Source organism: Halococcus thailandensis JCM 13552 (assembly GCF_000336715.1).
Taxonomy (GTDB): domain Archaea; phylum Halobacteriota; class Halobacteria; order Halobacteriales; family Halococcaceae; genus Halococcus; species Halococcus thailandensis.
In genome coordinates, this window is the sequence record NZ_AOMF01000169.1 from 1 (window position 1) to 22,475 (window position 22,475).

The following is a 22,475-nucleotide window of genomic DNA, read 5'->3' on the forward strand; positions in this document are numbered from 1 at the left end:
CGAGATCACGCTCACCGCTGCGGTCTACAACCTCGAACTGGCGCTCAAATCGTGAATCCCGCTGCCCTCTGCGGATTCAATAGAGCCCTTCAACTCTGAATTCGTACCAGTCTACATCACCCTCGTCACCGATCTCGCCGTTGACCTCCGAATCCTCAATGACAGTTGCAGCATCCTGAGCGTCGTTCGGTTCACTTTCGCTGGTCTGTGCGAGGACGCCCGTGGGGACAGTTCCAAGCGCACTGACGATAAGTAAGCCGAGAACAACGATCGTTATTCCTTGAGTCGGTGTGAATCTCGATCTGTTCATTGCTATACGAACCCGTCAGTGTGATATGTACCTTCCGATCAATCGATCTCAAACTTGTATGAGTGTTTTATAGAGTTGTAAAAACATTCTACCACGAGCATGGAATAGGTAGTTTCGTTCAGATTTCCCGAACAAACAGATCGTCGAGATGCAGAAATACCTCGTTATCAGCAGTAACAAGAAGACTGGTCAGACAGCGTATGAAACATTTGGCGGTCTAAGATAATCGTAGAGAGTAGCTAAAGACATCTTATTCAGTCGTTTTGGCAACGCATATATAGGCGTAAAATTCATGATACCCCATGAAGTTTCACTTCAGAAAAGCAACGAGCGTTTTTATAAAAACGCTGCCATTCGTTGCGTTGCGAGTCGTTGCCGGGGCATTGTTCGGTCTCATCACCGCACTGTACTTCGGGATCGTCGGATGGGTGTTGCTCTCGCTTTTGGATTCGGGGACGATCTCCGTGCTGATCGCCGGGGTCGGGCTATTGGTGGCGACGCTCATCTTCCTCGGTGTCGTGCGATTCGCTCGAAAGTACGTCCTTTATTTGGTCGATGCGGGTCACATTGCCGTCATCGCTCACACTATCGATACCGGGACGACCCCAGCGAACCAATGGAGTTTCGGAACGAACGCGGTGAAGGGGAATTTCACCGAGGCAAGCAGTCTGTTCGTCGTGGATCAGTTGATCAAGTCGGTCGTCAAACAGTTCAACAGATCGGTCATCTCGTTTTCGGGGCTCGTGGATTTCGTTCCGACGCTCGAAACCATCCTCACGTTCCTCCGACGAGGAATCGCTCTCGCGGCCTCTTATATCGACGAGGCGATACTCGCCCACACGTTTCTCAACCCTGAACAGAACAACTGGCGGGCGGCCCGAGATGGGGTCGTGCTCTACGGGAAGACGTGGAAGTCGGTGCTGGGGTCGACATTGCTCATCGTGGGCGGGATGTACGTGGTCACCTTCGCGCTGTTGTTCCTGTTGTCTCCACTTGCGGGTGTCCTCGGTGGGATGTCGAGCACGTTCGAAGTCCTTGGTTGGGTGGTCGTCTTCGGGATCGCGTTGACGATCTATCTCGGGGTGCTTCGGCCATGGGTCAAGACAGTCGTGATCACCACCTTCCTCATCGAATCACGGAACAAAACGCCGGACAGCAACATGATGGACTCTATCGCTGGCAGATCGAAGAAGTTCAAGGAGCTGATGGCCAACGCCGAGGCCGAATCCGACGATGAACGCCCTACTGATCCCACCGAAGACGGTGATTCTCCGGAGAAAAACCGGCGGAGTCCGGGATAACCTCAGTGGGGCTGCGGAGTCGGTCCGAGGAGGGTGCCATCCCGTTCTTCGTAGTACAGTGGAACCGCGAGACGTCGACTGGACGATCCTGATTCTCCAAGCCGAATTCGGTGGCTACCATCATTTGTCTGACTCGGCGGCCGAGTGAAACCGACGAGTGCGAAGGGTAGTTACGCATCGCTGGCGAAAATCGGGGTATGCAGGCGGCACTCGTCGTGCTCGACGGCTGGGGACTCGGCGACCACGACCGACTCGACGCGGTCTGTGAGGCCGACACGCCGACGATGGACGATCTCACCGACCGCGGCGCGAGCGGCACCCTCGATACCTCGGGGCGGGCGGTCGGCCTTCCGGCGGGCCAGATGGGCAACAGCGAGGTCGGCCACCTCACGATCGGCGCGGGCCGGGTCATCGACCAGAGCTACACCCGCATCACACGAGCGGTCGAGAACGGCGAACTCGTCGAGAACGAGGCCATCGAGGAGGCGTTCGCCCACGCGGAGGCGAACGACGGTCGCATCCATCTGATGGGACTGGTGAGCGACGGCGGCGTCCACTCCGACCAGCGCCATCTCCACGCGCTCGTCGAGATCGCCGCCGAGCGGGGCGTTAAGGCGGTCACGCACGCGTTCACCGACGGACGAGACACGCCCCCCAAAAGCGCCGTCGAGTATCTCACGGATCTGGAGGGTGTGATCGAACGGTGCGGGACGGGCGACGTGGCCACCGTCTCGGGGCGCTACTACGCGATGGATCGCGACGAGAACTGGGCGCGCACGAAGCGGGCCTACGACGCCATCGTCGAGCGCGAGGCCGATCACACGGCCCCGACGGCCGTCGAAGCGGTCGAAGAGTCCTACGAGCGTGGCGACACCGACGAGTTCGTCGAGCCGACGCTGATCGAGGGCGGAGCACAACGCATGGTTCGGGACGGTGACAGCGTCCTCTTCTTCAACTTCCGTGCCGACCGTGCGCGCCAGCTCGTCCGCATGCTCACCGATACGCGGCCGAAGTGGGACGACGGGACGACCCCGCCCGAAATCGAGCTCGTGACGATGACGGAGTACGACGAGACGTTTTCTTTCCCAGTCGCGTTCGCACCCCACGAGCCCGCCGACACGCTCGGTGAAACGCTCGCGGCACACGGGAGGACCCAACTACGAATCGCCGAATCCGAGAAGTACCCCCACGTGACCTACTTCCTGAACGGCGGGCGCGAAGTCGAGTTCGAGGGTGAGCACCGAGAGATCGTCGCGAGCCCAGACGTACCGACCTACGATCAGCAACCCGAGATGAGCGCCGTCGAAGTGACTGACACGGCCATCGGCGTCGTCGAATCGGAGGACCCGGACGTGCTCGTGCTCAACTACGCGAACGCGGACATGGTGGGTCATACGGGCGATTTCGCGGCGGCCGTCGAGGCCGTCGAGACCGTCGACACACAGTTGGCCAGACTGGTCGAAACTTGCCGCGAGGCGGGGGCTGACGTGCTCGTGACCGCCGATCACGGCAACGCCGACGACATGGGGACGCCCGACGATCCGGACACGACGCACACGAAAAACCCAGTGCCGATCGTCTTCCTCGCCGCCGATGGCAGCGATGGCACAAAACGCATCCGGGACGGCGGTGAGCTGTCCGATCTCGCACCGACCGTGCTCGAACGCTGCGGGATCGAGGTTCCCGAGGCGATGACCGGCCGATCACTGATCGACTGAGGCCTGCCCACCGCCTGCTTTGCGAAAACTCCCGGGATTCAGCCCGTCCGAAACGAGTAGTCGAGCGCCGGTGCCGAGTGGGTGAGCGAGCCCAGTGAGATGACGTCGACGCCGGTGGCGGCGTACTCGGGCACCGTCTCGATCGTGATGCCGCCGCTGGCCTCAGCAAGCGTGTCGTCGGGCAGTTCCGCGACACCCTTCGCGACCGCGTCCGGTGCGAGGTTGTCGAAGAGGACGATGTCCGCGCCGGCGTTGGCGGCCCGCCGACCGTCCGCGGGGCGTTCGACCTCGACCTCGATCTTCGTGGTGAACGACGCGCGCTCGCGGAAGTGTCCGATGGCGCTCTCGAACCCCATCTCGGCGATGTGGTTCTCCTTCACCATCACCATCTGCGAGCAGTCGAGGCGATGCGTGTCACCGCCGCCCGCGGCGATGGCGCGCTTTTCGATCCCTCTGAGGCCGGGCGTCGTCTTGCGTGTGCCGGCGATCCGAACCTCGTCGTCGGTTCCACGCCTGTTCGCCGTTCGATCAGCCGAAGCCCGTCGAGCCGTGCTCGCCTCGTGGGCAGCGTCGACGGCCGCACGCGTTCGGGTCGCGATCCCCGAGGCGTGGGCCGCGACGTTGACCGCGACGCGCTCGCCACGGAGGACGGCTCGCGCTGGCCCATCGACCGCCAACACTCGCTGGCCCGCCTCGACGCGCTCACCAGTGTCGACGAGCGCCTTTGCCTCGACGTCGAGGTGATCGAAAACGGCCGCGGCGGTTTCGATCCCCGCAGCAACGCCGTCCTCAGTGACCACCAATCTCCCCGTGGTCTCGCCCGGCACGTGGTTGGTCACGTCGTGATGGCCGAGATCCTCGCGCAGCCAGCGCTCGATGCGACTGCGATCAATCGGCATGAACCTCGGGCTCGTCGGTAGTGACGACGAGATGGTGGCAGCCACGGGAGTCGGTGTTCTCGCGTGCGGCCCGGGTAATTAAAAGCGCCGTCACCGTCGCAGCACGGAGTTCGTAGAGCTCCCGCGAGGTGCGGGTGCGGACGTAGGCATCGACCTCGCCCTTGAGTCGCCGGATGGCCGCGCTCGCTCGCCGGAGCCCTGACGGGCTCCGCGAGAGGCCGACGAACTCGTCCATCACTTCGCGAAGGCGGGTGAACTTCTCCGCCGCGAACGCCGCCGGGAGCGCGGGATCGCTGTCGCGCAGGTCGGGCACGTCGACGATCTCGGGGTCGGCCCCGCTCGCGGCAGCGGTCCGTCCGGCACGCAACCCCCAGACCAATCCTTCGAGCAGGCTCGTTGAGGCCAGCCGGTTCGCGCCGTGGACGCCCGTCCGGGAGCACTCGCCGACGGCGAACAGTCGGTCGAGGCTCGTCCGCCCACGGGAGTCGACCGCGATGCCGCCACAGAGGAAGTGCTCGGCCGGCGCGACCGGGATGCCCGTTCGATGATCGACGTCGCGCTCGTCACAGTTCGTCGCGAGATCCGGGAATTCGGTCGTGAAATCGAGCGACGAAACGTCCAGTAGAACGTCACCCGTCCGCTCGCGTTCGGCGGCGACGGCGCGGGCGACCACGTCACGCGGTGCGAGCTCGGCGTCGGGATGGTGCTCGGGCATGAACCGATCCCCGTCGTCGTTTCTCAGAATCGCACCCTCGCCGCGGAGCGCCTCGCTCAACAGGAACGGCGTCGCGACTTCGCCAGCATAGGCCGTCGGATGGAACTGGACGTACTCCATGTCCGCCACGTCCGCGCCGGCGAGCGCGGCCATCGCGATCCCGTCGCCCGTCGCACCGTCGGGATTGGTCGAGCGCCCGTAGAGCGCGCCGATGCCGCCCGTCGCGAGCACGGTCGATCCGGCGTATATCGGGTCAAGGTCGCCGTCGTGCTCGCAGAGCGCGCCATGGACGCGGCCCTCGCGCGTGAGGAGATCGAGCGCCGCGGTGTCCTCGCGGAGGGTGACGTTCGGGTGGTCGTCGAGATACGAGAGAAACGGGCCGAGGACGTGCCGGCCGGTGCTCGCGTTCACGTGGAGGATACGGCGCTCGCCGTGGGCGGCCTCCCGGCCATAGTCGAACGTGTCGGGATCGTCCGCCTCGGTGTCGAACGGCACGTCGAGCGTCTCGATCAGCACGTCGCGGACGGCCTCGTTCGCGTTCTCGACCAGCACGTCGACTGCGTCGGGATCGGCCGTGTCGTCGCTCGCCGCGACGATGTCCCGTTTGAACCCCTCGGCGTTGCTCCGCGAGACGGCGACACCGCCCTGTGCCCACCAGCTCGTCGCGTCCTTCGGCCGTTCGGCCTTCGTCGCCACCACCACGTCCTCGCCCGCACGTGCCGCCCCGAGCGCCGCCGCACAGCCCGCGACGCCGCTGCCGACCACCAGCACGTCGGCCGTCGTCGGATCGGATTCGTCAGCCATTTCAGATCTCCAGCATCCTGTCGAGCGCCACGGCGGCGCGCTCTTTCTCCCCGGGAGCGACCTCGATGACGTTTCGCTCTTGGCCCTCGCGGAGTCCGTCGAGCACCCACGTCAGATAGTTGGGGTCGATCTGGCGCATCGCGTTGCAGTCCATGCATGCGTCGCCACAGAGCGGGACGACCTCAACCTCGGGATGCCACCGTGCGAGGTGGTTCGCGAGGTGGATCTCGGTGCCGATGGCCCACGTCTCGCCCGCGTCGGCGTCGGCCACCGTGTCGGTGATCGTACTCGTCGAGCCCACGACGTCGGCGGCCTCGACGACCTCGCGCCGGCACTCGGGATGGACGACCACGTTCGCGTCGGGATGCTCGTCGCGGACCTGTGCGACGTGGTCTTCGCGGAATCGCTCGTGGACCTGGCAATAGCCCTCCCAGAGCACGATATCGGCGTCGGCCACCTCGTCGGCGTCCTTTCCTTCGGGATCCCAGGGGTCCCAGACGGCAGTGCTGTCTTCCATTCCCAACCGGTGAGCGGTGTTCTCGCCGAGGTGTTTGTCCGGGAGGAAGAGCACCTTGTCGCCGCGTTCGAAGGCCCACTCGAAGGCGCGGTGGGCGTTCGAGGAGGTACAGACCAGCCCGCCCTGATCGGCACAGAAGGCCTTCAGGTCGGCGTAGGAGTTCATGTATGTCACCGGCACGATCGTCTCGTCGGGTGCGGCCGCGGTGATCTCGGCCCACGCGGCATCGACCTGAAGCGCCTCGGCCATCCCGGCCATCGGGCACGACGCCTCCATCGACGGGAGCAACACCGTCTGGTCGTCGTCGGTGATGATGTCCGCGGACTCGGCCATGAACGTCACGCCACAGAAGACGACGTAGTCGGCGTCCGACTCGGCGGCGCGCTGCGAGAGCGCGTAGGAATCACCGATGAAGTCGGCGTGCTCGACGATCTCCCGGCGCTGGTAGTTGTGACCGAGCACCAGCACGTCGTCGCCGAGCTCGTCGCGTGCCGCGGCGATCCGCTTCGAGCGCTCAGATTCGGCGAGATCGCGGTACTGTGACGGCAGCCGCTCCAGATTGTCGTATTTGAAGAGGCTGAGTTCTGTTTCGAGGGGTGTGGTTTCGAGTTCTGGCATGGTTCCCGTTCTCCGTCAGCGCTAGCCACCAGTACCCGACTTTGAAAAGATTTTCACTTCAAACAGCGTTCAGCATACGTGCGACTGTCCAGTACGACACGTGATCAAAAAGGAGTTGGTCAATCGATAATCGATGGCCGACGACCGACGATCAGCGCGCGTCGTGGACGATCGTGCCATCGACGACCGTCATCGCCACGTCGATGGCCGCGATGTCGGTTGCCTCCCACGGCGAGCGATCGAGAACGGCGAAATCGGCCCTCTTGCCCGGTTCGATCGTTCCGAGTCGGTCCTCGTCGAACCCGGCGTACGCCGCACCCGCGGTGTACGCGCGCAGCGCCTCGGTCACGGTGAGGCGCTGGCGCTCGTCCGGTGCAGCGACGACCTGCCCGATGCCGAACAGCGGGTCGAGCGGCATGCAGTCGCTGCCGAAGGCGAGGGGAATGCCGGCGTCGAGCAGCTCTCGGATGGGATTCGAGCGCGCCCGCCGCTCGGTGCCGAGGCGGGCGTCGTAGAGCCCATCCTCGTCGGCCCACTTCAGGAAGTTCGGCTGGACCGACGCGACGGCACCCAGCTCGGCGAGGCGTTCGATCGCCGCCTCGGACGGGAGTTCGAGATGTTCGATGCGGTGGCGTGCGTCAGCGGCGTCGGTCCGCTCGTAGGCGTCGAGCACGGCGTCGATGGCCGCGTCGCCGATGGCGTGGGCGGTCATCTGGAGATCGGCGTCGTCGACGCGTTGGGTGAGATCGTCGAGATCGGCGGGCGGGACGACCCACTGGCCCGTCGCGTCGGGCGCGTCGGCGTACGGCTCGCTGAGCTTCGCCGTTCGCCCGCCGAGACTGCCGTCGGTGAACGTCTTGATCGCGCCCGTGCGGACGAACTCGCTGCCGTGATCGGTCGTCAGTCCGACCTCTCGGAGTGCGTCGAGGTGATCCGACCAGTAGTTGAGTCGCACGCGCACGGCCAGTTCGTCCGCCAGGTCGAGATCGCGGTAGGCCCGCGGTGCGTGTGACTGCCGAACCATGTCGTGGACGCCCGTGATGCCGCGTTCGGTGGCGTACTCCTGTGCCGCGAGCAGCAGTTCACGCGTCTCCGCTCGATCGGGGGCGATGGCGTCGCGGATCGGCCCGAGCGCGTCCTCGACGACCACGCCCGTGGGATCACCGTTCTCGGTTCGGACATCGTCGTCGGGTAGTTCCCTCCCGAGTCGATCCAGGACGACGCTGTTGACACTGGCGGTGTGCATGTCCTCGCGGAACGCCACGACCGGCCGATCGGTGCTCACGTCGTCCAGATCCGACCGATCGAGATAGCGTGAACTCCTCCAGTCGCTCTCGTCGTAGCCGTAGCCGAGGATCCACTCGCGGTCGGTCGCGTCGGCGCGCTCGACGAGCAGCGAGACTCCTTCAGCACGGCTGTCGGCGTCCGCGAGATTGGCGTGGACGAGGCGCTTGCCGACCGCCGTCATGTGCGTGTGGGCGTCGATGAACCCCGGGAGGAGAACGCGCCCGTCGAGATCGATCGTGGTCGTCTCGACGCCATCCAAGAAGTCGATCTCGTAGGCCGAGTCCACGCGGACGATCTCGCCGTTGCGCACCGCGAGTGCCTCGGCGGTCGTGTCGGGGGCGGCGAGCGTGTGGATCTCCGCGTTCGTGAGCACGAGATCGGCAGGGTCGGTCATGGTTTTGGGAGGTACGGCGGGCGCGAAAACGCTTCGGGATAGCGGAACTGGTTAGAACCGCCCCGCCGAGGGGTGAGCCATGAGCGACGCCGCGGAGCTCGTCGACCGCGTCGAGGACGGCGAGATCGCCCTGCACGAACTGGAAGCGCACGCCGACGCCGACACTGCCGCCACTGCACGCCGGCAACTCGTCGCGGACGACGCAGAAACGACCCTCGATACGGTCGGCGAGTACGCCATCGACGCCGCCGACGCCGAGCCGAACATCGAGAACATGATCGGCACGGTACAGATCCCGCTCGGCGTCGCCGGCCCGCTGCCGGTCGCCGGCGAGCGCGCGGATAGTGAGACATATCTGCCGCTCGCGACGACCGAGGGCGCACTCGTCGCCTCGGTCAACCGCGGCTGTGCGGTGCTCCGGGCGGCCGACGGTGCGAACGCCAGAGTCACCAAGCGGGCGATGACGCGCGCGCCGGTCTTTCGAGTGGCCGATATCGTCGAAGCCGAGGCGGTCGTCGAGTGGGTGCGCGACAACCGCGACGCGCTCGCCGACGCCGCCGAGGCGACGACGAGCCACGGCGAACTCGTCGACATCACGCCCTACGCGGTCGGGGATTCGGTCTTCCTCCGGTTCGGCTACGACACGAAGGACGCGATGGGGATGAACATGGCGACGATCGCCACCGGCGAGGCCTGTGAGGTCGTCGAGAGCGAGACGAGCGCCGAACTCGTCGCGCTCTCCGGCAACCTCTGTACCGACAAGAAACCCGCCGCGATCAACGCCGTCGAGGGGCGGGGCCGGAGCGTCACCGCCGACGTGCGGATCCCGAACGACGTCGTCGAGGAGCGCCTGCACGCCACTCCCGCGGCGATCGCGGAGCTCAACACCCGGAAGAATCTCATTGGGTCAGCTAAAGCGGGGAGTCTGGGATTCAACGCGCACGCAGCGAACGTCGTCGCCGCCGCATTTCTGGCGACCGGCCAGGACGCCGCGCAGGTCGTCGAGGGGGCGAACGCCATCACGACCGTCGAGGCCCGCGAGGACGAACTGTACGCGAGTGTCTCGCTCGCGAGTCTGGAGGTCGGCACCGTCGGCGGCGGGACGAAACTGCCCACCCAGTCCGAGGGGCTCTCGGTGCTCGGCCTGCGCGGCGGCGGCGACCCGCCGGGTGCGAACGCCGACCGGCTCGCCGAGGTGATCGCCGCAGGCGCGCTCGCGGGCGAACTGTCCCTTCTGGGGGCGCTCGCCTCCCGGCATCTCTCCAGCGCGCACGCCGAACTCGGTCGATAGGATGGTCTGGCCGCGGCCAGAGACGACATAAATCAGGAGCGAGAAACGGGGGACGCCATGACCGAGATCGAACGCGTCGTCCTCGACCCGGACCTGGTCGTCACGGCGCTTCAGCAGAAGTACGTCGAATCGATGCCCGGCGAGCCCGCGATCCGCGTCGACGGCGATGGACGGACCGAACTCCTTGCCAACGAAAACGGGTTCACGCAGCCCGAATCGGGCGTCGCGCTGCGGCCCGAACGGTTCGTCGGCGACCTCGATCTGCCCGATCCCGACGCGGAGCTCGACGACGAAGAAATCGAGAAACTCGCCGAACGCCTCGGCTCGGAGGTGCGTCCGGAGCTGAAGGAGGAAGTCGACCTGAACGCCGACCACGAGGGCGACGAACGCATCGTCCCGGTCGAGTACGACGACAGCGATCCCTGATCACTCGTAGCGAAGCGCGTCGATCGGATCGACGCGTGCCGCGCGCCACGCCGGGTAGAGCCCGGCGACGACGCCGACGAGGATGCCGACGGCGACGGCGATCACGAACCAGCCGTAGGCCGGCGTGAACGCCACCTCGGCGTAGACCGTCGCGCCGTAGCTCACCGCGATTCCAAGGGGGAGGCCGACGACGGCCCCCACAGCGCCCAGAACCGTGGCCTCCGCCAGAAAGAGCCCCATCACGTCGCGGTTGCGCGCGCCGACGGCCTTCATTATCCCGATCTCGCGGGTACGCTCGGCGACGCTGACGAGCATGATGTTGGCGATGCCGATGGCGGCGACGACGAGCGCGATCACTGCGATCGCCGTGACGAACCGCGTGACCTGGCCGACGATATCCTGGATCTCCTCGACGAAGTCACCGCTCGTCTGCGCCGTCAGCTCGACCGATTCGGGCTTCAGCTCGGCCGCGTCCGACCCGGCGAGATAGTTCTGGACGCTTCCCTTCACCGTGCTCACCCGCGCGGGGTCGGCGACGACCGTGAGCTGGGGGTAGGCACGCTGGCTCGCGCCGACGGCCGGGCTTTCGAGGGTGCGCTCGTAGAACGGGTCGGTCGGCACGTAGAACCGCGGCTGGCCGGCGAAGGAGGCAAAGGGCAACTGGCCGGCCGTCCGGTTGACGACACCGACGACGTCGACGGTCGTCGCGTTGCCGTCCTCCGTTTCGATCGAGAGCGTGTCGCCGACCGAGAGGTTGCTTTCGAAGGCCTGTCTCGCCGAGCGGCTGACGACGGCCTCTCTGGCACCCGAGCGAAAGGCTCGGCCGGCGACGATCGCGTCCTGGGGGAACGAGGCGGGCGTCGTGGCGGTGATCTGGTTTCTCGAAACCGTGTCGTTGGCGTGAGTGAGCGCGCTCACGCGGACGTTTCCACGTGGCAGGACCTGTCGCACACCCTTCGTTTTCTCCAACTGCTTGACGTCATGTTCGGTGAACACGGGCTGGCTGACTCCGCCGAACCCCGGTCCGTCGTCGCCCTCACCGGCGGGCGTCGGCAGCACGTAGACGTTGCTCGCGCTCGACGAGCCGACCTCGCTCACGATGTCGGCCTCGACGCTCGCGCCGACCGAGGCGAAGGTCACGACCGACGCGATCCCGATGACCACGCCGATCACCGTGAGCGCCGACCGGAGTTTGTGCGAGCGGATCGACCGCCCGGCCATCCGCAGCGTCTCGCGGGCGTCCATCTACGCGTCCCGTCCCGCCCCGTCGAGCGATTCGATCGACTCGATCGTCCCGTCGCGGATGTGGACGATCCGGTCGGCGTGTTCGGCGATCGCTCGCTCGTGGGTCACCAGGAGAACGGTGTTGCCGCGGGCGTTCACGTCGTCGAGCAGCCCCATGATCTCCGCCCCGGTCTCGGTGTCGATGTTGCCGGTCGGCTCGTCGGCGAGCACGACCGCGGGATCGGGGGCGAGCGCCCGGGCGATGGCGACGCGCTGGCGCTGTCCCCCTGAAAGTTCGTTCGGGCGGTGGTCGCGACGGTCGCCGAGTCCCACGAGCGAGAGCAGTTCGCGGGCGCGCTCGCGGCGGCGCTCGCGCGACCAGTCGTCGAACAGGAGAGGGAGGGCGACGTTCTCGGTCGCGTCCAGACGCGGCATGAGGTTGAACGTCTGGAAGACGAATCCGATCTCCGTGCCGCGGATCCCGGCGCGTTCGGCCTCCGAATCCGTCCCGACGTCGTGGTCGGCGACCGTGACCCGACCCTCGGTCGGCGTGTCGAGCGCGCCGACGAGGTTCAACAACGTGCTCTTGCCCGATCCGCTCGGTCCCATCACCGCCGTGTACGAGCCCGCAGCGAGCGCGAGTGAGACGCCGGCGAGCGCCTCGACCGTGCCGCCGAGGTCGTAGGTCTTCCGCACGTCCGCGAGGCGGACCACGCTATCGTCGGCCGACGACGTCCCGGCTGTGGAACTCACTGCGAGCGATAGCGGACTCGGCCCAATGAAGATGTCGTCGCTCGACACCGAACGGAGAGGGACGACGGGTGATTTGGGCCGCGACCGTGGGTATTTACTCGTCCAGTGCGAAGAATTGGCAATGGACGATTCCGGAACCCGTGGGCGCGTCTCACCCGCCATCGCCCTCGTGCTGCTCTGTGTCGTGGGGGTGGTCGTCGGCGGCGTGGCGTTCGCCCAGTCGACCGATGGTCCGTCCGGTGAAGCTATTCTCAACGATACTCACGAGACGTACGAGAGCGCCGAGACGCTCACCGGTAGCGCCGACGTTACGATGTCGAACGCGAGCGCGAACCACACCGGCACCGTCGAGTACGCCCTCGCCGACGACGAGGGCGCGCGCGTCGCGCTCACGACGGACGGTCGAACGGTGGCGATGGGCACGAACGGCAGCATCGCCTGGGTCGATTCGCCCACGCTCCAGCGTGCGTGGACCGTCGAGAACAGTTCGGAAAACGCGAGCGAGCTCTGTGAGGCGGCCAGCGAGCGCGCGGCGACGTTCGACGCCAACGACTCGGCACCCGGTGCCGACGAGATGGAGGCGGCTGCCGCGAACCTCTCGACCGTCGACTGCGAATCGCTGCCGGCGGAGTGGGACGAGGCGAAGAGCTCGCTGCCGACGAACCTCTCCGAGGCGAACCTCAGCGCGACCCGGACCGGCACCGAAACCGTCGACGGAACCGAGGCGTACGTCGTTTCACTCAGCCACGACAACGAGAGCGTCGATGTCGAGGGCACGATGTGGGTCGCAACGAACGACTCGCGACTGCTCGAGGCGCGCGTCACCGACGGGGTGAACACGACGACCGTGCGCTACGACGACCAGCGCTTCAACGCGAGCGTCCACGAGAGCACGTTCGCGCCGCCGGCCGACCGCACCGCGAGCACGACCGAGAGCTACGACGGGTTCGACGCCACGAACGAGGCCGTCGACGGTGACCTCCCGACACTGGCCGCCGACGGGTTCGAGTTCGAGGAGGCGACCGTCGCGGGGACCGGCGACGGGACGATCGTCGCCCAGCAGTACGCGGACGGCGCGACGAACGCCACGCTCGTCACGACCGACGGTGAGCAAGTCCCCTACGAACGGTTGAACGGAACGAGCGTCACCGTCGACGGAGCGGACGCGACCGCGGCGACGATGGACGATCGGACGGTGGTCGTCTGGACCGACGGGGAGAGCACCCGCGCGCTCGTCACCGACGGCTCGACCGACGAGGCGGTCGCGCTCGCCGAAGCGGTTCAGTGACCCAGAGCAAGCGGTAGCGACCGCAGTGTTCGCCCACCTCGCTCCGTCGGGCGGGTTTTCGAGCGCACGTTTATGAATCACGTTCGGCGCGACGACCGACTCACGAGGAACGCCGACCCGCCGACAAGCACCGCGACACCGAGCATCAGTACGCTACCGCTTCCGACGGCGGTGCCGCCGACCACCAGCCCGAACCCGCCGGCACCGACCGCGTGGGCGAGACCGAACAGGCGGTGACCGCGACGGTAATACACCACCGCGCCGAAACCGAACCCGACCGTGAGCACCGACGCCGAGAGCACGAACGCCGGCGTCGGCACGCCGAACACCGGAATCTGTCCAACCAGCGGTTCGAGGAGAAAGAGGATGCCCGCAAGCGCGACGAACCCGCCCACGACGACCGACGCGAGGTCGAACTCACGGTCGCTCACAGCAACCGGTACTCGCCGCGGTGTTCGCTCGCCGCACCCCGGCGGACGAGTTTTTCGAGCGCGCGCTCGGTGAACTCCGCGGGGACGTCACGCTCGCGCGCATACGTTGTGATCTCCTCTTCGGTCGGGCGATCGAGATCGGTGAGTGCCGCGCGGACGACGTCCATCCGGCTCTGACTTCCGCTTCCCTCGCCACCCTCGGTCGCGCGCTCGCCCGCCTCGCGCACCGTTTCGGCGTCGAGCCCCGACCGTTCGAGATACTCGTCGTCACTCATCCCGCCTCGTTCGGCCTGTGATTCGAGCGCGGTGAACGAGTCCAGATCGTCGGGCGCGTGTTCGCTGCGATCGGCCAACAGCGCGGTCCGGGCCTGGCGAGCGGCGTCGGCGGTGTCGGTCTCGGCGAACTTCGCGAGCTGCTCGAAGCGATGGCGCGTGCGACAGCCGGGACAGCTCGTCGTCTCCGGGCGACCCTCGACGACCCAGAAGCTCTCGCAGTCACTGCAGCCGACGACCGCGTACATACCCGAATTTGCAGATCGATCCTGTTGAACCTTTAGGTAGCCACGGAACGAGTAGCGGTCATGGAAATCATCGGCACCGAACGCGAATCGACCGAGGCGATCGACGGCGTTCACCTCGCGATGCTGGCCAGCGGTGAAGAGACGAGCGTTCAACGGTTCGCGGTCGAACCGGGTGCGAGCGTCCCGGCGCACAGCCACCCCCACGAGCAGGCCGGTTATCTCGTCGCGGGAACCCTGACTTTCCTCCTGGATGGCGAGGAGCGCGAACTCGTCCCGGGCGACAGCTACGTGCTCGCCAGCGGGGAGTCCCACGGCGTCGAAAACCGTGGCGAGGAAATCGTCCGCGGCATCGACGTGTTCAGCCCGCCCAGAGAGAACCCCGACTGGGCAAAGTAAAGGACGGCCCTACGAAACGATTATTCCACCTTCCCCCGAATAGAACGTATGAACCGAACGCTCAGACGCACCGGTACGACGGTCGGCCTCGCGCTCTACGCCATCTGGCTGCTCGCGGTCGTTGCGTTCGCTGTCACTCGTTTCACAGCTGGTCCGATTCCCACGTTGATCAATTGGCTCGTCACGGCTGGGGCAGCAGTGCTGTTCATCATTGGTCTCGGACGAATCGTCTCTCGAACGCCGCAGTACGTCGCAAAAATTCGGCGATGGCTGTCGTAGCGTCGATTTAGGCGTTGTCTTCGATGCTGTCGACGACGACGTCGGCGAACTCGCTGGTGGCGAGTTTCTCGCCGCCGTCGATCTGCCGGTGGATGTCGTAGGTGACTTTCTTCGAGGAGATGGCGTCCTCGACGCCGTCGTAGATCAGGCCGGCGGCGTCGCTCCAGCCGAGCTGGTCGAGCATGATGCGTCCCGAGAGGATCATCGCGGTCGGGTTGACCTTGTCCTGACCGGCGTATTTCGGCGCGCTGCCGTGGACGGGTTCGGCGAGCAGGCGGCCGTCGCCGATGTTCGCGCCGGGGGCGATGCCCAATCCGCCGATCTGTGCGCCGGCGGCGTCCGAGAGGTAGTCGCCGTTGAGGTTCGGCATCGCGAGGACGTCGTACTCACCCGTTCGGGTGAGGATCTGCTGGAGCATGTTGTCGGCGATGCGGTCGTTGACGACCACGTCGGCGTCGGGCGCTTCGCCGTCGCGCTCGTCCCAGAGGGTGTCCTCGGTGATCACGTTCTCGCCGTACTCCTCGCGGGCGACCTCGTAGCCCCAGTCGCGGAAGGTGCCCTCGGTGAACTTCATGATGTTACCCTTGTGGATCAACGTCACCGATTCGCGGTCGTTTTCGAGCGCGTAATCGATGGCCTGGCGGACGAGCCGTTTCGTGCCGAACTCGGAGATGGGTTTGATGCCGATGCCGACGGGCCCGTCGTGGATCGACTCGGTGAAGCCCATCTCCTCCTCGACGAACTCGCGGACCTGTTCGGCCTCGTCGGTGCCGGCCTCCCACTCGATACCGGCGTAGACGTCCTCGGTGTTCTCCCGGAAGTTGACCATGTCCATCGCGTCGGGATCCTTCACGGGGGAAGGGACGCCCTCGATGTGGTAGGTCGGCCGCATGTTCGTGTAGAGATCGAGTCGTTTGCGGAGCGCGACGTTGAGGCTTCGGTAGCCCGCGCCGACGGGCGTCGTCAGCGGGCCCTTGATGCCGACCTTGAACTCGCGCAGCGCGTCGAGCGTGTCGTCGGGGAGGTTTTCGTCGTACTGCTCGCGGGCGGATTCGCCGGCGTAGATGCGCATCCAGTGGATCTCACGGCCGGTGGCTTCGGCGGCCGCGCCGAGTACCCGCTGGGCGGCCGGAGCGACGTCGGTCCCGATGCCGTCGCCGTGGATGATGGGGACGATGGGATCGTCGGGTACGTTGAACTCGCTGTCGTCGCTGGTTATCTGCTCGCCCGCGCTCGGAACGTCGACCCGTTCATAAGACATACCGAAGATTCGCCCGGCCGTACCAAAAGGCCTGTCTTTCGCAAACGTCCGTTGAGGACGGCTTCGGGATCGTTATGCCGGTTGCTGTCGCATCACGAACCATGCAGCTCATCGTGCATGGCGGTGCGGGCGACGAACCCGACGACCCCGAACGGCGACAGTCGGTTCTCGACGAGGCCGCTTCCGTCGGTACGGACGCATCGACGCCGGTCGAGGCGGTCGTGCGCGCGATCGACGTCCTCGAATCGAACCCACGATTCAACGCCGGGATCGGCGGGGCGATCCAGGCCGACGGCGTCGTCAGAACCGATGCCGGGATCATGACCGACGAGCGGGAGGCGGGTGCGGCCTGTTCGATGGCCGGTGTTCGTCATGCGGTCGGCGTCGCTCGTCGTGTCATGGAGGAGACGCCGCACGTACTTCTCGCGGGCGAGCACGCCGTCGCGCTCGCCGAGGGGTTCGACATCGAACCGGACGAGCTCACGACCGACCACACGCGCGAACGGTTCGCGGCTGCCGACCCACCTGAGACGGACGAGATGGAGAAGCGGATCGAGTGGGTACGTGAGCGGTTCGGCGGGGCGGACACGGTCGGTGCGGTCGCGGTCGACGAGGGACGCGTCGCGGCCGCGACCTCGACCGGCGGGCGCTGGTTCGCCCTCGCCGGTCGGGTCGGCGACGTGCCGCAGATCGGCTGTGGTTTCTACGCCTCGCCGGCCGGCGGGGCGAGCGCGACCGGTGCCGGCGAGGACATCGCCCGGTCGACGCTCGCGCGGGAGGCGGTGCGACGGCTCGAAGACGGCGAACACCCTGCGGACGCCGCGGCGAACGCCATCGACGAGTTCGAAGCGTTGACCGGCTCNGGCAGACCTTTGGCCCGAACGCCCCATCGCACGGTATGAGCGACGTGGACCTCTCGGACGAGGAGCACGAGAAATGCCGCGAAGCGGGCGAGATCCTCGCGCAGGTGCGCGACGAGGCCGCAGAGCGCGTCGAGGTCGGCGTGAGCCATCTCGAAATCGCCCAGTGGGCCGAGGAGCGCACGCGGGAACTGGGTGGCGAGCCGGCCTTCCCGGTCAACATCTCGATCGACGAGGAGGCCGCCCACGCGACGCCGAGCATCGACGAGGAGACCACTTTCGGCGAGGAGATGGTGAACCTCGACATCGGCGTCCACGTCGATGGCTGGCTCGCCGACACCGCCGTCACGGTCGATCTCTCGGACAACCCCGACCTCGCCGAAGCGCCCGAAGCCGCGCTGGAGGCCGCACTCGAACTCGTCGAGGCGGGCGTCAGTACGGGCGAGATCGGCGCGCGCATCGAGGAGGTCATCGACGACTACGGCTACAACCCGGTCGTCAATCTCACCGGGCACGGGCTGGCCCACTGGGAACAGCACACGCCGCCGAACATCCCGAACCGCGCGGTGAGCCAGAGCGTCGAACTCGAAGCCGGCGACGTCGTCGCCATCGAACCGTTCGCCACCGACGGCAGCGGCAAGGTCGGCGAGGGCAACGAGGCCGAGATCTTCGCGCTCGAAAACGAGCGCTCGGTCAGGAACCGCGACGCGCGCGAGGCGCTCGATCAGATCACCGAGGAGTTCCGGACCCTCCCGTTCGCGACGCGCTGGCTCGACGTCGATCGGCCGGAGATGGCGTTGCGCCGGCTCGAACGCCAGAACGTCGTCCACAGCTATCCGGTGCTCAAGGAGAGCGCAGGCAATCTCGTCAGCCAGAAGGAGCACACCATCATCGTCACCGAGGACGGCTGCGAAGTGACGACCCAGCGCTGAAACGGTGGCCGACAGCCGTCGGCAGTTGCGGGGCGGTTTCGGTTGGCGGTGCGGTCCTGGCGGATGAAGGGCGAGGCGCGAGTAGCGAGGGACCGGAGGTCCCTCGTACCGTGCGAGCGGGCCTCCGGCCCGCGAGCAGACGACNCCTGGCGGATGAAGGGCGAGGCGCGAGTAGCGAGGGACCGGAGGTCCCTCGTACCGTGCGAGCGGGCCTCCGGCCCGCGAGCAGACGACCGAAGGGAGCGAGTAGCGAACGCAGTGAGCGTGCCGAGGGCTTCAGCGGTGCTGTGTGGTACGGTTTGCGGAGAACAAAGTGTCCGCGCGAGCGTAGCGAGCGCGGTTCGCCGTGAGCGACCGACGGGAGCGAGCGGGTGTTTTTAGCGTAGCTTTTTGCGAGTGGGGGTTGCCGTAGGCAACCCCCGCAGTAAAAAGGTACTACTTATTGGAACATCCGGATCGGTTCGGCCTGTGAGCTCTCGTCGTCGGCCTGGTGCATCCGTTCGGCGAGGCGTTCGCGGGCTTCCTGGATTTCTTCGGCCTGTTCGACGAGATCCGTGGTGTCGATCCCGATGCCGGTGAGCGGTTCGATGCCGTGTTCGAGCACCGCGCGGGCGGCTTCGGGATCGGGGAACTGTGGGTTGGTCTCGGCGATGAGACCGACGCTCGTGAGGTCGGCTCGATCGGCGTGATAGAGCAGTGCGCCGGTCGGGCCGCTCACGAGACCGCCCTCGGCGGGTGGGACGATGCCAGCCTCGTCGAGCAGGTCGTTGCCTGAACCGGTCGAAATTCCATACACTTCGGGTACCTCGTCGGACTGGTCGGGCAGGCCGCTGAGGTAGAGCGGCGTGACGTCGTTGTCGGCGAGCCAGCCGGTGACGCAGTCGGCGAACCCGGTCGCCTCGTTCGGCGAGACCGGGACGTCGCTCTGGAGGACGAGGAGGTCTCGTTCGGCATCGGCGTGGAGGCGCACGGGCGGTCTGAGGGCCGAGCGCTCGCCACGATAGACGCCGACCTCCGGGACGCCGCTGCAGTGGATGCCGGCGTAGTAGTCCATCTCGAAGGCATCGACGAGGTGGTCGGCGACGATCTTGCCCACCAACCCGACACCAGGCAGCCCCTCGACGAGCGTCGGGTCGTCGAGGTCGATATCGTCCGCCGCGACGTCGATATGTGCCATGCTGGCATCTTCGTCACGGGGCACCTTAAGGCTCCCCCGACTCCGAAATCGACAAGCGACCACGGACGGATTGGTTCCCAATGGACGTTCTCGAACGGTACGAACCGCTCGTTGACGATTTCCGGGCGTTCCGTGCGGCCTGTGAGCGCCCGCTTCCGTCGGTCGTCCGGGTGAACGAGATCAAGGCGACGCCCGAGCGGGCGATGGACGCACTCGACGACGAGGGTGTGGCGTACGAGCCCGTCGAGTGGCATCCGGGCCTTCTCAGACTCGATTCGACCAGCCCGGGCCGGACGTGGGGAGCCTATCACGGCTGGCTGCACGGCCAGGAGGAGGTCTCGACGCTGCCGGCGCTCGTCTGTGATCCCCAGCCCGACGAACGCGTCTGGGCGGCCTGTGCAGCCCCCGGCGGGAAGGCGACCCAGCTCGCTGCACTCGCCGACGACGAGGGAACGATCGTCGCGAACGATCGGAGTCTGGGCCGGCTCTCGGCGCTCCGATTCAACGCCGAACGTCTCGGCGTCACCTCGATGGCGGTGACGAACCGCGATGCACGGAACTATTCGCTCAAACCGTTCGAGTTCGACGAATTCGATTGCGCGCTCGTGGACGCGCCGTGTTCGTGCGAGGGGACGATCCGGAAGAACCCGGACGCGCTCGACGAGTGGTCGCTCGAATATATCGACTCCATCGCCGCAACGCAGGAGTCGATCCTCCGGCGGGCGGTGCAGGCGACCCGCTCTGGCGGGAGCGTGGTCTACTCGACCTGTACGTTCGCGCCCGAGGAGAACGAGGCCGTGCTCGACAGCGTTCTTTCGGCCGAGGACTGCCGACTCGTCGAGTTCTCCTGTGCGCTCGAAACACGTCCCGGCGTCACCGAGTGGCAGGGCGAAGCGTTCGATCGGAGTGTGCGGAAGGCCAAACGGATCTACCCCCATCTAAACGATACGGGCGGCTTTTTCTGCGCGAAAGTGGAGGTCGGCGGATGAGCGATCGAACGAACGACGGTTCGCAGCTCGATCGCCTGCCTGCCACCGCCGACGAGCGCGTCGTCGAGGGCCGAGCCACGCGCCAGGAGCTTCTCGATTTCTGGGACGAGCGCTACGCGATCGCCCCCGAGATCTTCGAGCACTACTCGTTCTGGGAGAAAGGTGGGGGGAAGCTCTGGGCGTTTCGTGGCGAGGCGGCGAGCCCGCTCGAAGCCGAGGCGCTCGGGATGACGTTTCTCCGCACGCGTCAGGAACACTGGAAACCGACCACGAACGCGGTCCAGCGGTTCGGACGGCACGCCGGGAAAAACGTCGTCGAGTTGGCCGATGCCGAAGCGCGACGGTTCGTCGCCGGCGAGGACCAGCCTATCGACTGGGACGGCGACTGGGGCTATCTGATCGCGGCGCACGACCTCGCTGGCGACGTCGAACCCCTTGGCGTCGGCCTCTTCATCGATGGCGAACTCCGCTCACAGGTGCCGAAGGGACGACGCCGTGAACTGATCGGTGGAGAATGACCGGACCGCCTCAGCAGGACCTCCACGGCTGTTGACGAGTGAGACGACGGTAAGCGGCTCGGAAGGTGTTTCGAGACTCACGGGTGTTCGAGGTCGATGGCTCAGCAGCGACTTTCTGTCTTCGCTCGGTGTCGGTAACAAAGTATTTGATGGCCCTCTACATTCGGTGCTGACATGGGTGCGATATCCGCAGGACGTCGGTCGATCGCCGCAGTGATCCGCAATCCGATCCTTGTCGTCGTCGCGTTGGTGCTCGGACTCGTCCAACTGCCACAGCTATTCATGCAGTCGGTCGATTCACCCACCATTGTGATCGTTTCCGGACTGCTCTCGTTGCTCTTGCTGGTGCTCTATCCGTTCTTCTTCGGCGGCATCATCGGCATGGGCAACGAAGCCGTCACGGGAACGACGAGCCTCGGGACGTTCGTGCGTGCCGGCAAGGCGAACTACGTCTCCATGCTCGGTGCCCTTCTCATCATGATGGGACTGGGAGTGGTGTACGTCATCGCGTTGTTCCTCATCGGCGCTATCGGCGGTTTTGCCGTCGTTTCCGCAAGCGGTGATGCGTCCGGCGGAGCCGCGATCCTCACCATCGCTGCCGTCGTTCTGGTGGCGTTCCTGCTGTACTTCGTGCTGTTCTTCTTCATCCAGTTCTTCGGCCAGGCGATCGTGATCGACGATCTCGGCGCTGTCGATGGGTTCAAGCGTAGCGTGGGGGCGGTCCGCGGCCACAAACTCAGCACGCTCGGCTACATGCTCGTCGTCATGCTCATCAGCGGTGTTTTCGGTGCGTTCGGGGCTGTGCTCGGTCTGGTCGGGGCGTTCCCGGCGACCGGGGGCGTACAGACATCTTCGCTCGGCGTCATCGCCGTGGCTGCAGTGGTGTTCCTCGTACTCACCGGCGTCGTCGGCGCGTTCTCGATGACCTACGGGGTCGCGTTCTATCGTGACATCCGTCCGACTGAGTCGAGCACGTCGCCGTAGCTGACACTCCTGACGATTGGAGCGATGATCCGATCGAGACGATCGTGATTCGAAGAAGCATCGCTCGCATCGGTGTCCCACTAGTGGTTCGATATCCGGCGTCGGGAAACTGCCGGCTACTCCTCGATGACGACCGGGCCGACCATCTTCGAACGTTTGTGCGGGATGCAGAAGTAGCCGTACTGACCCGTCTGCTCGAACGTGTGTTTGTACTGTTCATCGGAACGAATCAGCCCACCGTTGACGTTCTCCCGTGCTGCTTGCTCGGAGTCCGCTCCGCCGCTGGCGAAGTACGCAGCGTTGTCGGGAGCTTCGCCTCGTAAGCCGTCACGGTGTGACTCGCGTCGGTCGTGTTCTTCCAGACGACGGTCGTCCCGACCGAAACGTGTACCGTCCCCGGATCGAATTTCAGGTCGTCGGTCATCCCGACCGATTTCGTGTTCGAGTCGCCCTGACTGGAACTTCCGACACAACCGGCCATCGCGACGGCGAGGATTCCGCCACTGCTACGGAGGAACGCCCGTCGTGTGGAACTATACTGTCGGACGGAACTGATCGGAAATCGTGCGGTGAAACATCACT

25 protein-coding genes are annotated in these 22,475 nt (G+C 66.0%); 12 read left to right on the forward strand and 13 right to left on the reverse strand.

From position 1 onward, the window contains the following. Positions 1-76: 76 nt before the first annotated feature. Positions 77-310 (reverse strand): hypothetical protein, encoded by a 234-nt coding sequence (locus tag C451_RS15875; RefSeq protein ID WP_007742132.1) that lies wholly within the window; start codon positions 308-310, stop codon positions 77-79. A gap of 302 nt (positions 311-612) precedes the next feature. Here C451_RS15875 and C451_RS15880 point away from each other — a divergent pair, with 302 nt between their 5' ends. Together C451_RS15880 and gpmI are read left to right on the forward strand one after the other, a co-directional pair. Next, a complete protein-coding gene (locus C451_RS15880; RefSeq protein ID WP_049913172.1) occupies positions 613-1,611 on the forward strand; it encodes a hypothetical protein in 999 nt (332 codons plus the stop codon). A 197-nt stretch (positions 1,612-1,808) separates the two neighbouring features. Next, positions 1,809-3,329, forward strand: coding sequence for a 2,3-bisphosphoglycerate-independent phosphoglycerate mutase (gene gpmI / locus C451_RS15885; RefSeq protein ID WP_007742134.1), 1,521 nt, complete (start codon positions 1,809-1,811; stop codon positions 3,327-3,329). A 38-nt stretch (positions 3,330-3,367) separates the two neighbouring features. On the opposite strand, the gene nadC is transcribed toward gpmI, so the two are convergent. The 4 genes from nadC to C451_RS15905 form a co-directional block, all read right to left on the reverse strand. Continuing rightward, complete coding sequence (gene nadC / locus C451_RS15890) at positions 3,368-4,228, reverse strand: carboxylating nicotinate-nucleotide diphosphorylase (RefSeq protein WP_007742135.1); 861 nt, start codon at positions 4,226-4,228, stop codon at positions 3,368-3,370. Further along, on the reverse strand, positions 4,218-5,747 hold the full coding sequence (locus C451_RS15895) for an L-aspartate oxidase (RefSeq protein WP_007742136.1): 1,530 nt from the start codon (positions 5,745-5,747) through the stop codon (positions 4,218-4,220). Before C451_RS15895 ends, nadC begins: the two co-directional genes overlap by 11 nt. A 1-nt stretch (position 5,748) precedes the next feature. Continuing rightward, on the reverse strand, positions 5,749-6,882 hold the full coding sequence (gene nadA / locus C451_RS15900) for a quinolinate synthase NadA (RefSeq protein ID WP_007742137.1): 1,134 nt from the start codon (positions 6,880-6,882) through the stop codon (positions 5,749-5,751). Between the two features lie 151 nt (positions 6,883-7,033). After that, the gene (locus C451_RS15905) at positions 7,034-8,563 is read right to left on the reverse strand and encodes an amidohydrolase (protein WP_007742138.1); all 1,530 of its coding nucleotides are present in this window, start codon (positions 8,561-8,563) and stop codon (positions 7,034-7,036) included. 79 nt (positions 8,564-8,642) lie between these two features. On the opposite strand from C451_RS15905, the gene hmgA reads away from it, so the two are divergent. After that, a complete protein-coding gene (gene hmgA / locus C451_RS15910) occupies positions 8,643-9,854 on the forward strand; it encodes a hydroxymethylglutaryl-CoA reductase (NADPH) (protein ID WP_007742139.1) in 1,212 nt (403 codons plus the stop codon). Positions 9,855-9,911: 57 nt separating this feature from the next. Further along, positions 9,912-10,280, forward strand: a complete 369-nt coding sequence (locus C451_RS15915) for a hypothetical protein (RefSeq protein WP_007742140.1) — start codon at positions 9,912-9,914, stop codon at positions 10,278-10,280. Here C451_RS15915 and C451_RS15920 read toward each other — a convergent pair whose 3' ends face one another. Together C451_RS15920 and C451_RS15925 are read right to left on the reverse strand one after the other, a co-directional pair. Continuing rightward, complete coding sequence (locus tag C451_RS15920) at positions 10,281-11,525, reverse strand: ABC transporter permease (protein WP_007742141.1); 1,245 nt, start codon at positions 11,523-11,525, stop codon at positions 10,281-10,283. It abuts the gene before it with no gap. Continuing rightward, entirely contained in the window at positions 11,526-12,257 is a 732-nt protein-coding gene (locus tag C451_RS15925) for an ABC transporter ATP-binding protein (RefSeq protein WP_049913175.1), read from the reverse strand. Between the two features lie 121 nt (positions 12,258-12,378). On the opposite strand from C451_RS15925, the gene C451_RS15930 reads away from it, so the two are divergent. Further along, positions 12,379-13,545 carry a hypothetical protein gene (locus C451_RS15930; protein ID WP_152420486.1) on the forward strand — a complete coding sequence of 389 codons (1,167 nt, stop codon included), beginning with the start codon at positions 12,379-12,381 and terminating at the stop codon, positions 13,543-13,545. Between the two features lie 77 nt (positions 13,546-13,622). Here the strand turns inward: C451_RS15930 and C451_RS15935 are convergent, their stop codons facing one another. Continuing rightward, complete coding sequence (locus C451_RS15935; protein ID WP_007742144.1) at positions 13,623-13,976, reverse strand: hypothetical protein; 354 nt, start codon at positions 13,974-13,976, stop codon at positions 13,623-13,625. Next, a complete protein-coding gene (locus tag C451_RS15940; RefSeq protein ID WP_007742146.1) occupies positions 13,973-14,497 on the reverse strand; it encodes a DUF5817 domain-containing protein in 525 nt (174 codons plus the stop codon). Before C451_RS15940 ends, C451_RS15935 begins: the two co-directional genes overlap by 4 nt. 60 nt (positions 14,498-14,557) lie before the next feature. Here C451_RS15940 and C451_RS15945 point away from each other — a divergent pair, with 60 nt between their 5' ends. Together C451_RS15945 and C451_RS15950 are read left to right on the forward strand one after the other, a co-directional pair. Beyond that, positions 14,558-14,893 carry a cupin domain-containing protein gene (locus C451_RS15945; RefSeq protein WP_007742147.1) on the forward strand — a complete coding sequence of 112 codons (336 nt, stop codon included), beginning with the start codon at positions 14,558-14,560 and terminating at the stop codon, positions 14,891-14,893. Between the two features lie 48 nt (positions 14,894-14,941). Beyond that, complete coding sequence (locus tag C451_RS15950; protein WP_007742148.1) at positions 14,942-15,172, forward strand: hypothetical protein; 231 nt, start codon at positions 14,942-14,944, stop codon at positions 15,170-15,172. Between the two features lie 7 nt (positions 15,173-15,179). Here the strand turns inward: C451_RS15950 and icd are convergent, their stop codons facing one another. Continuing rightward, the gene (gene icd, locus C451_RS15955) at positions 15,180-16,433 is read right to left on the reverse strand and encodes an isocitrate dehydrogenase (NADP(+)) (protein WP_007742149.1); all 1,254 of its coding nucleotides are present in this window, start codon (positions 16,431-16,433) and stop codon (positions 15,180-15,182) included. Positions 16,434-16,534: 101 nt separating this feature from the next. On the opposite strand from icd, the gene C451_RS15960 reads away from it, so the two are divergent. Then, positions 16,535-17,335: an isoaspartyl peptidase/L-asparaginase gene (locus C451_RS15960; protein ID WP_007742150.1), complete on the forward strand. Its 801-nt coding sequence runs from the start codon at positions 16,535-16,537 to the stop codon at positions 17,333-17,335. Then, complete coding sequence (gene map / locus C451_RS15965) at positions 17,332-18,225, forward strand: type II methionyl aminopeptidase (protein ID WP_007742151.1); 894 nt, start codon at positions 17,332-17,334, stop codon at positions 18,223-18,225. Before C451_RS15960 ends, map begins: the two co-directional genes overlap by 4 nt. A 439-nt stretch (positions 18,226-18,664) precedes the next feature. Here the strand turns inward: map and C451_RS15970 are convergent, their stop codons facing one another. Continuing rightward, a complete protein-coding gene (locus tag C451_RS15970; RefSeq protein ID WP_007742152.1) occupies positions 18,665-19,402 on the reverse strand; it encodes a proteasome assembly chaperone family protein in 738 nt (245 codons plus the stop codon). Positions 19,403-19,482: 80 nt separating this feature from the next. On the opposite strand from C451_RS15970, the gene C451_RS15975 reads away from it, so the two are divergent. The 3 genes from C451_RS15975 (at position 19,483) to C451_RS15985 (ending at position 21,893) form a co-directional block, all read left to right on the forward strand. After that, complete coding sequence (locus C451_RS15975; RefSeq protein ID WP_007742153.1) at positions 19,483-20,391, forward strand: RsmB/NOP family class I SAM-dependent RNA methyltransferase; 909 nt, start codon at positions 19,483-19,485, stop codon at positions 20,389-20,391. Continuing rightward, on the forward strand, positions 20,388-20,909 hold the full coding sequence (locus C451_RS15980; protein ID WP_007742155.1) for a DUF7122 family protein: 522 nt from the start codon (positions 20,388-20,390) through the stop codon (positions 20,907-20,909). Before C451_RS15975 ends, C451_RS15980 begins: the two co-directional genes overlap by 4 nt. Before the next feature lie 174 nt (positions 20,910-21,083). Continuing rightward, a complete protein-coding gene (locus C451_RS15985) occupies positions 21,084-21,893 on the forward strand; it encodes a DUF7847 domain-containing protein (protein WP_007742164.1) in 810 nt (269 codons plus the stop codon). Between the two features lie 116 nt (positions 21,894-22,009). Here the strand turns inward: C451_RS15985 and C451_RS24185 are convergent, their stop codons facing one another. Together C451_RS24185 and C451_RS15990 are read right to left on the reverse strand one after the other, a co-directional pair. Next, a complete protein-coding gene (locus C451_RS24185) occupies positions 22,010-22,126 on the reverse strand; it encodes a plastocyanin/azurin family copper-binding protein (RefSeq protein ID WP_338035193.1) in 117 nt (38 codons plus the stop codon). Then, positions 22,123-22,374, reverse strand: a complete 252-nt coding sequence (locus C451_RS15990) for a cupredoxin domain-containing protein (RefSeq protein ID WP_338035192.1) — start codon at positions 22,372-22,374, stop codon at positions 22,123-22,125. Before C451_RS15990 ends, C451_RS24185 begins: the two co-directional genes overlap by 4 nt. Between the last annotated feature and the right edge of the window lie 101 nt (positions 22,375-22,475).

Coding starts and splice junctions, on each gene's coding strand:
- C451_RS15875 (WP_007742132.1), bottom strand. CDS start 310: ATGAACAGATCGAGATTCACACCGACTCAAGGAATAACGATCGTTGTT.
- C451_RS15880 (WP_049913172.1), top strand. CDS start 613: ATGAAGTTTCACTTCAGAAAAGCAACGAGCGTTTTTATAAAAACGCTG.
- gpmI (WP_007742134.1), top strand. CDS start 1,809: ATGCAGGCGGCACTCGTCGTGCTCGACGGCTGGGGACTCGGCGACCAC.
- nadC (WP_007742135.1), bottom strand. CDS start 4,228: ATGCCGATTGATCGCAGTCGCATCGAGCGCTGGCTGCGCGAGGATCTC.
- C451_RS15895 (WP_007742136.1), bottom strand. CDS start 5,747: ATGGCTGACGAATCCGATCCGACGACGGCCGACGTGCTGGTGGTCGGC.
- nadA (WP_007742137.1), bottom strand. CDS start 6,882: ATGCCAGAACTCGAAACCACACCCCTCGAAACAGAACTCAGCCTCTTC.
- C451_RS15905 (WP_007742138.1), bottom strand. CDS start 8,563: ATGACCGACCCTGCCGATCTCGTGCTCACGAACGCGGAGATCCACACG.
- hmgA (WP_007742139.1), top strand. CDS start 8,643: ATGAGCGACGCCGCGGAGCTCGTCGACCGCGTCGAGGACGGCGAGATC.
- C451_RS15915 (WP_007742140.1), top strand. CDS start 9,912: ATGACCGAGATCGAACGCGTCGTCCTCGACCCGGACCTGGTCGTCACG.
- C451_RS15920 (WP_007742141.1), bottom strand. CDS start 11,525: ATGGACGCCCGCGAGACGCTGCGGATGGCCGGGCGGTCGATCCGCTCG.
- C451_RS15930 (WP_152420486.1), top strand. CDS start 12,379: ATGGACGATTCCGGAACCCGTGGGCGCGTCTCACCCGCCATCGCCCTC.
- C451_RS15940 (WP_007742146.1), bottom strand. CDS start 14,497: ATGTACGCGGTCGTCGGCTGCAGTGACTGCGAGAGCTTCTGGGTCGTC.
- C451_RS15945 (WP_007742147.1), top strand. CDS start 14,558: ATGGAAATCATCGGCACCGAACGCGAATCGACCGAGGCGATCGACGGC.
- C451_RS15950 (WP_007742148.1), top strand. CDS start 14,942: ATGAACCGAACGCTCAGACGCACCGGTACGACGGTCGGCCTCGCGCTC.
- icd (WP_007742149.1), bottom strand. CDS start 16,433: ATGTCTTATGAACGGGTCGACGTTCCGAGCGCGGGCGAGCAGATAACC.
- map (WP_007742151.1), top strand. CDS start 17,332: ATGAGCGACGTGGACCTCTCGGACGAGGAGCACGAGAAATGCCGCGAA.
- C451_RS15970 (WP_007742152.1), bottom strand. CDS start 19,402: ATGGCACATATCGACGTCGCGGCGGACGATATCGACCTCGACGACCCG.
- C451_RS15975 (WP_007742153.1), top strand. CDS start 19,483: ATGGACGTTCTCGAACGGTACGAACCGCTCGTTGACGATTTCCGGGCG.
- C451_RS15980 (WP_007742155.1), top strand. CDS start 20,388: ATGAGCGATCGAACGAACGACGGTTCGCAGCTCGATCGCCTGCCTGCC.
- C451_RS15985 (WP_007742164.1), top strand. CDS start 21,084: ATGGGTGCGATATCCGCAGGACGTCGGTCGATCGCCGCAGTGATCCGC.
- C451_RS15990 (WP_338035192.1), bottom strand. CDS start 22,374: ATGGCCGGTTGTGTCGGAAGTTCCAGTCAGGGCGACTCGAACACGAAA.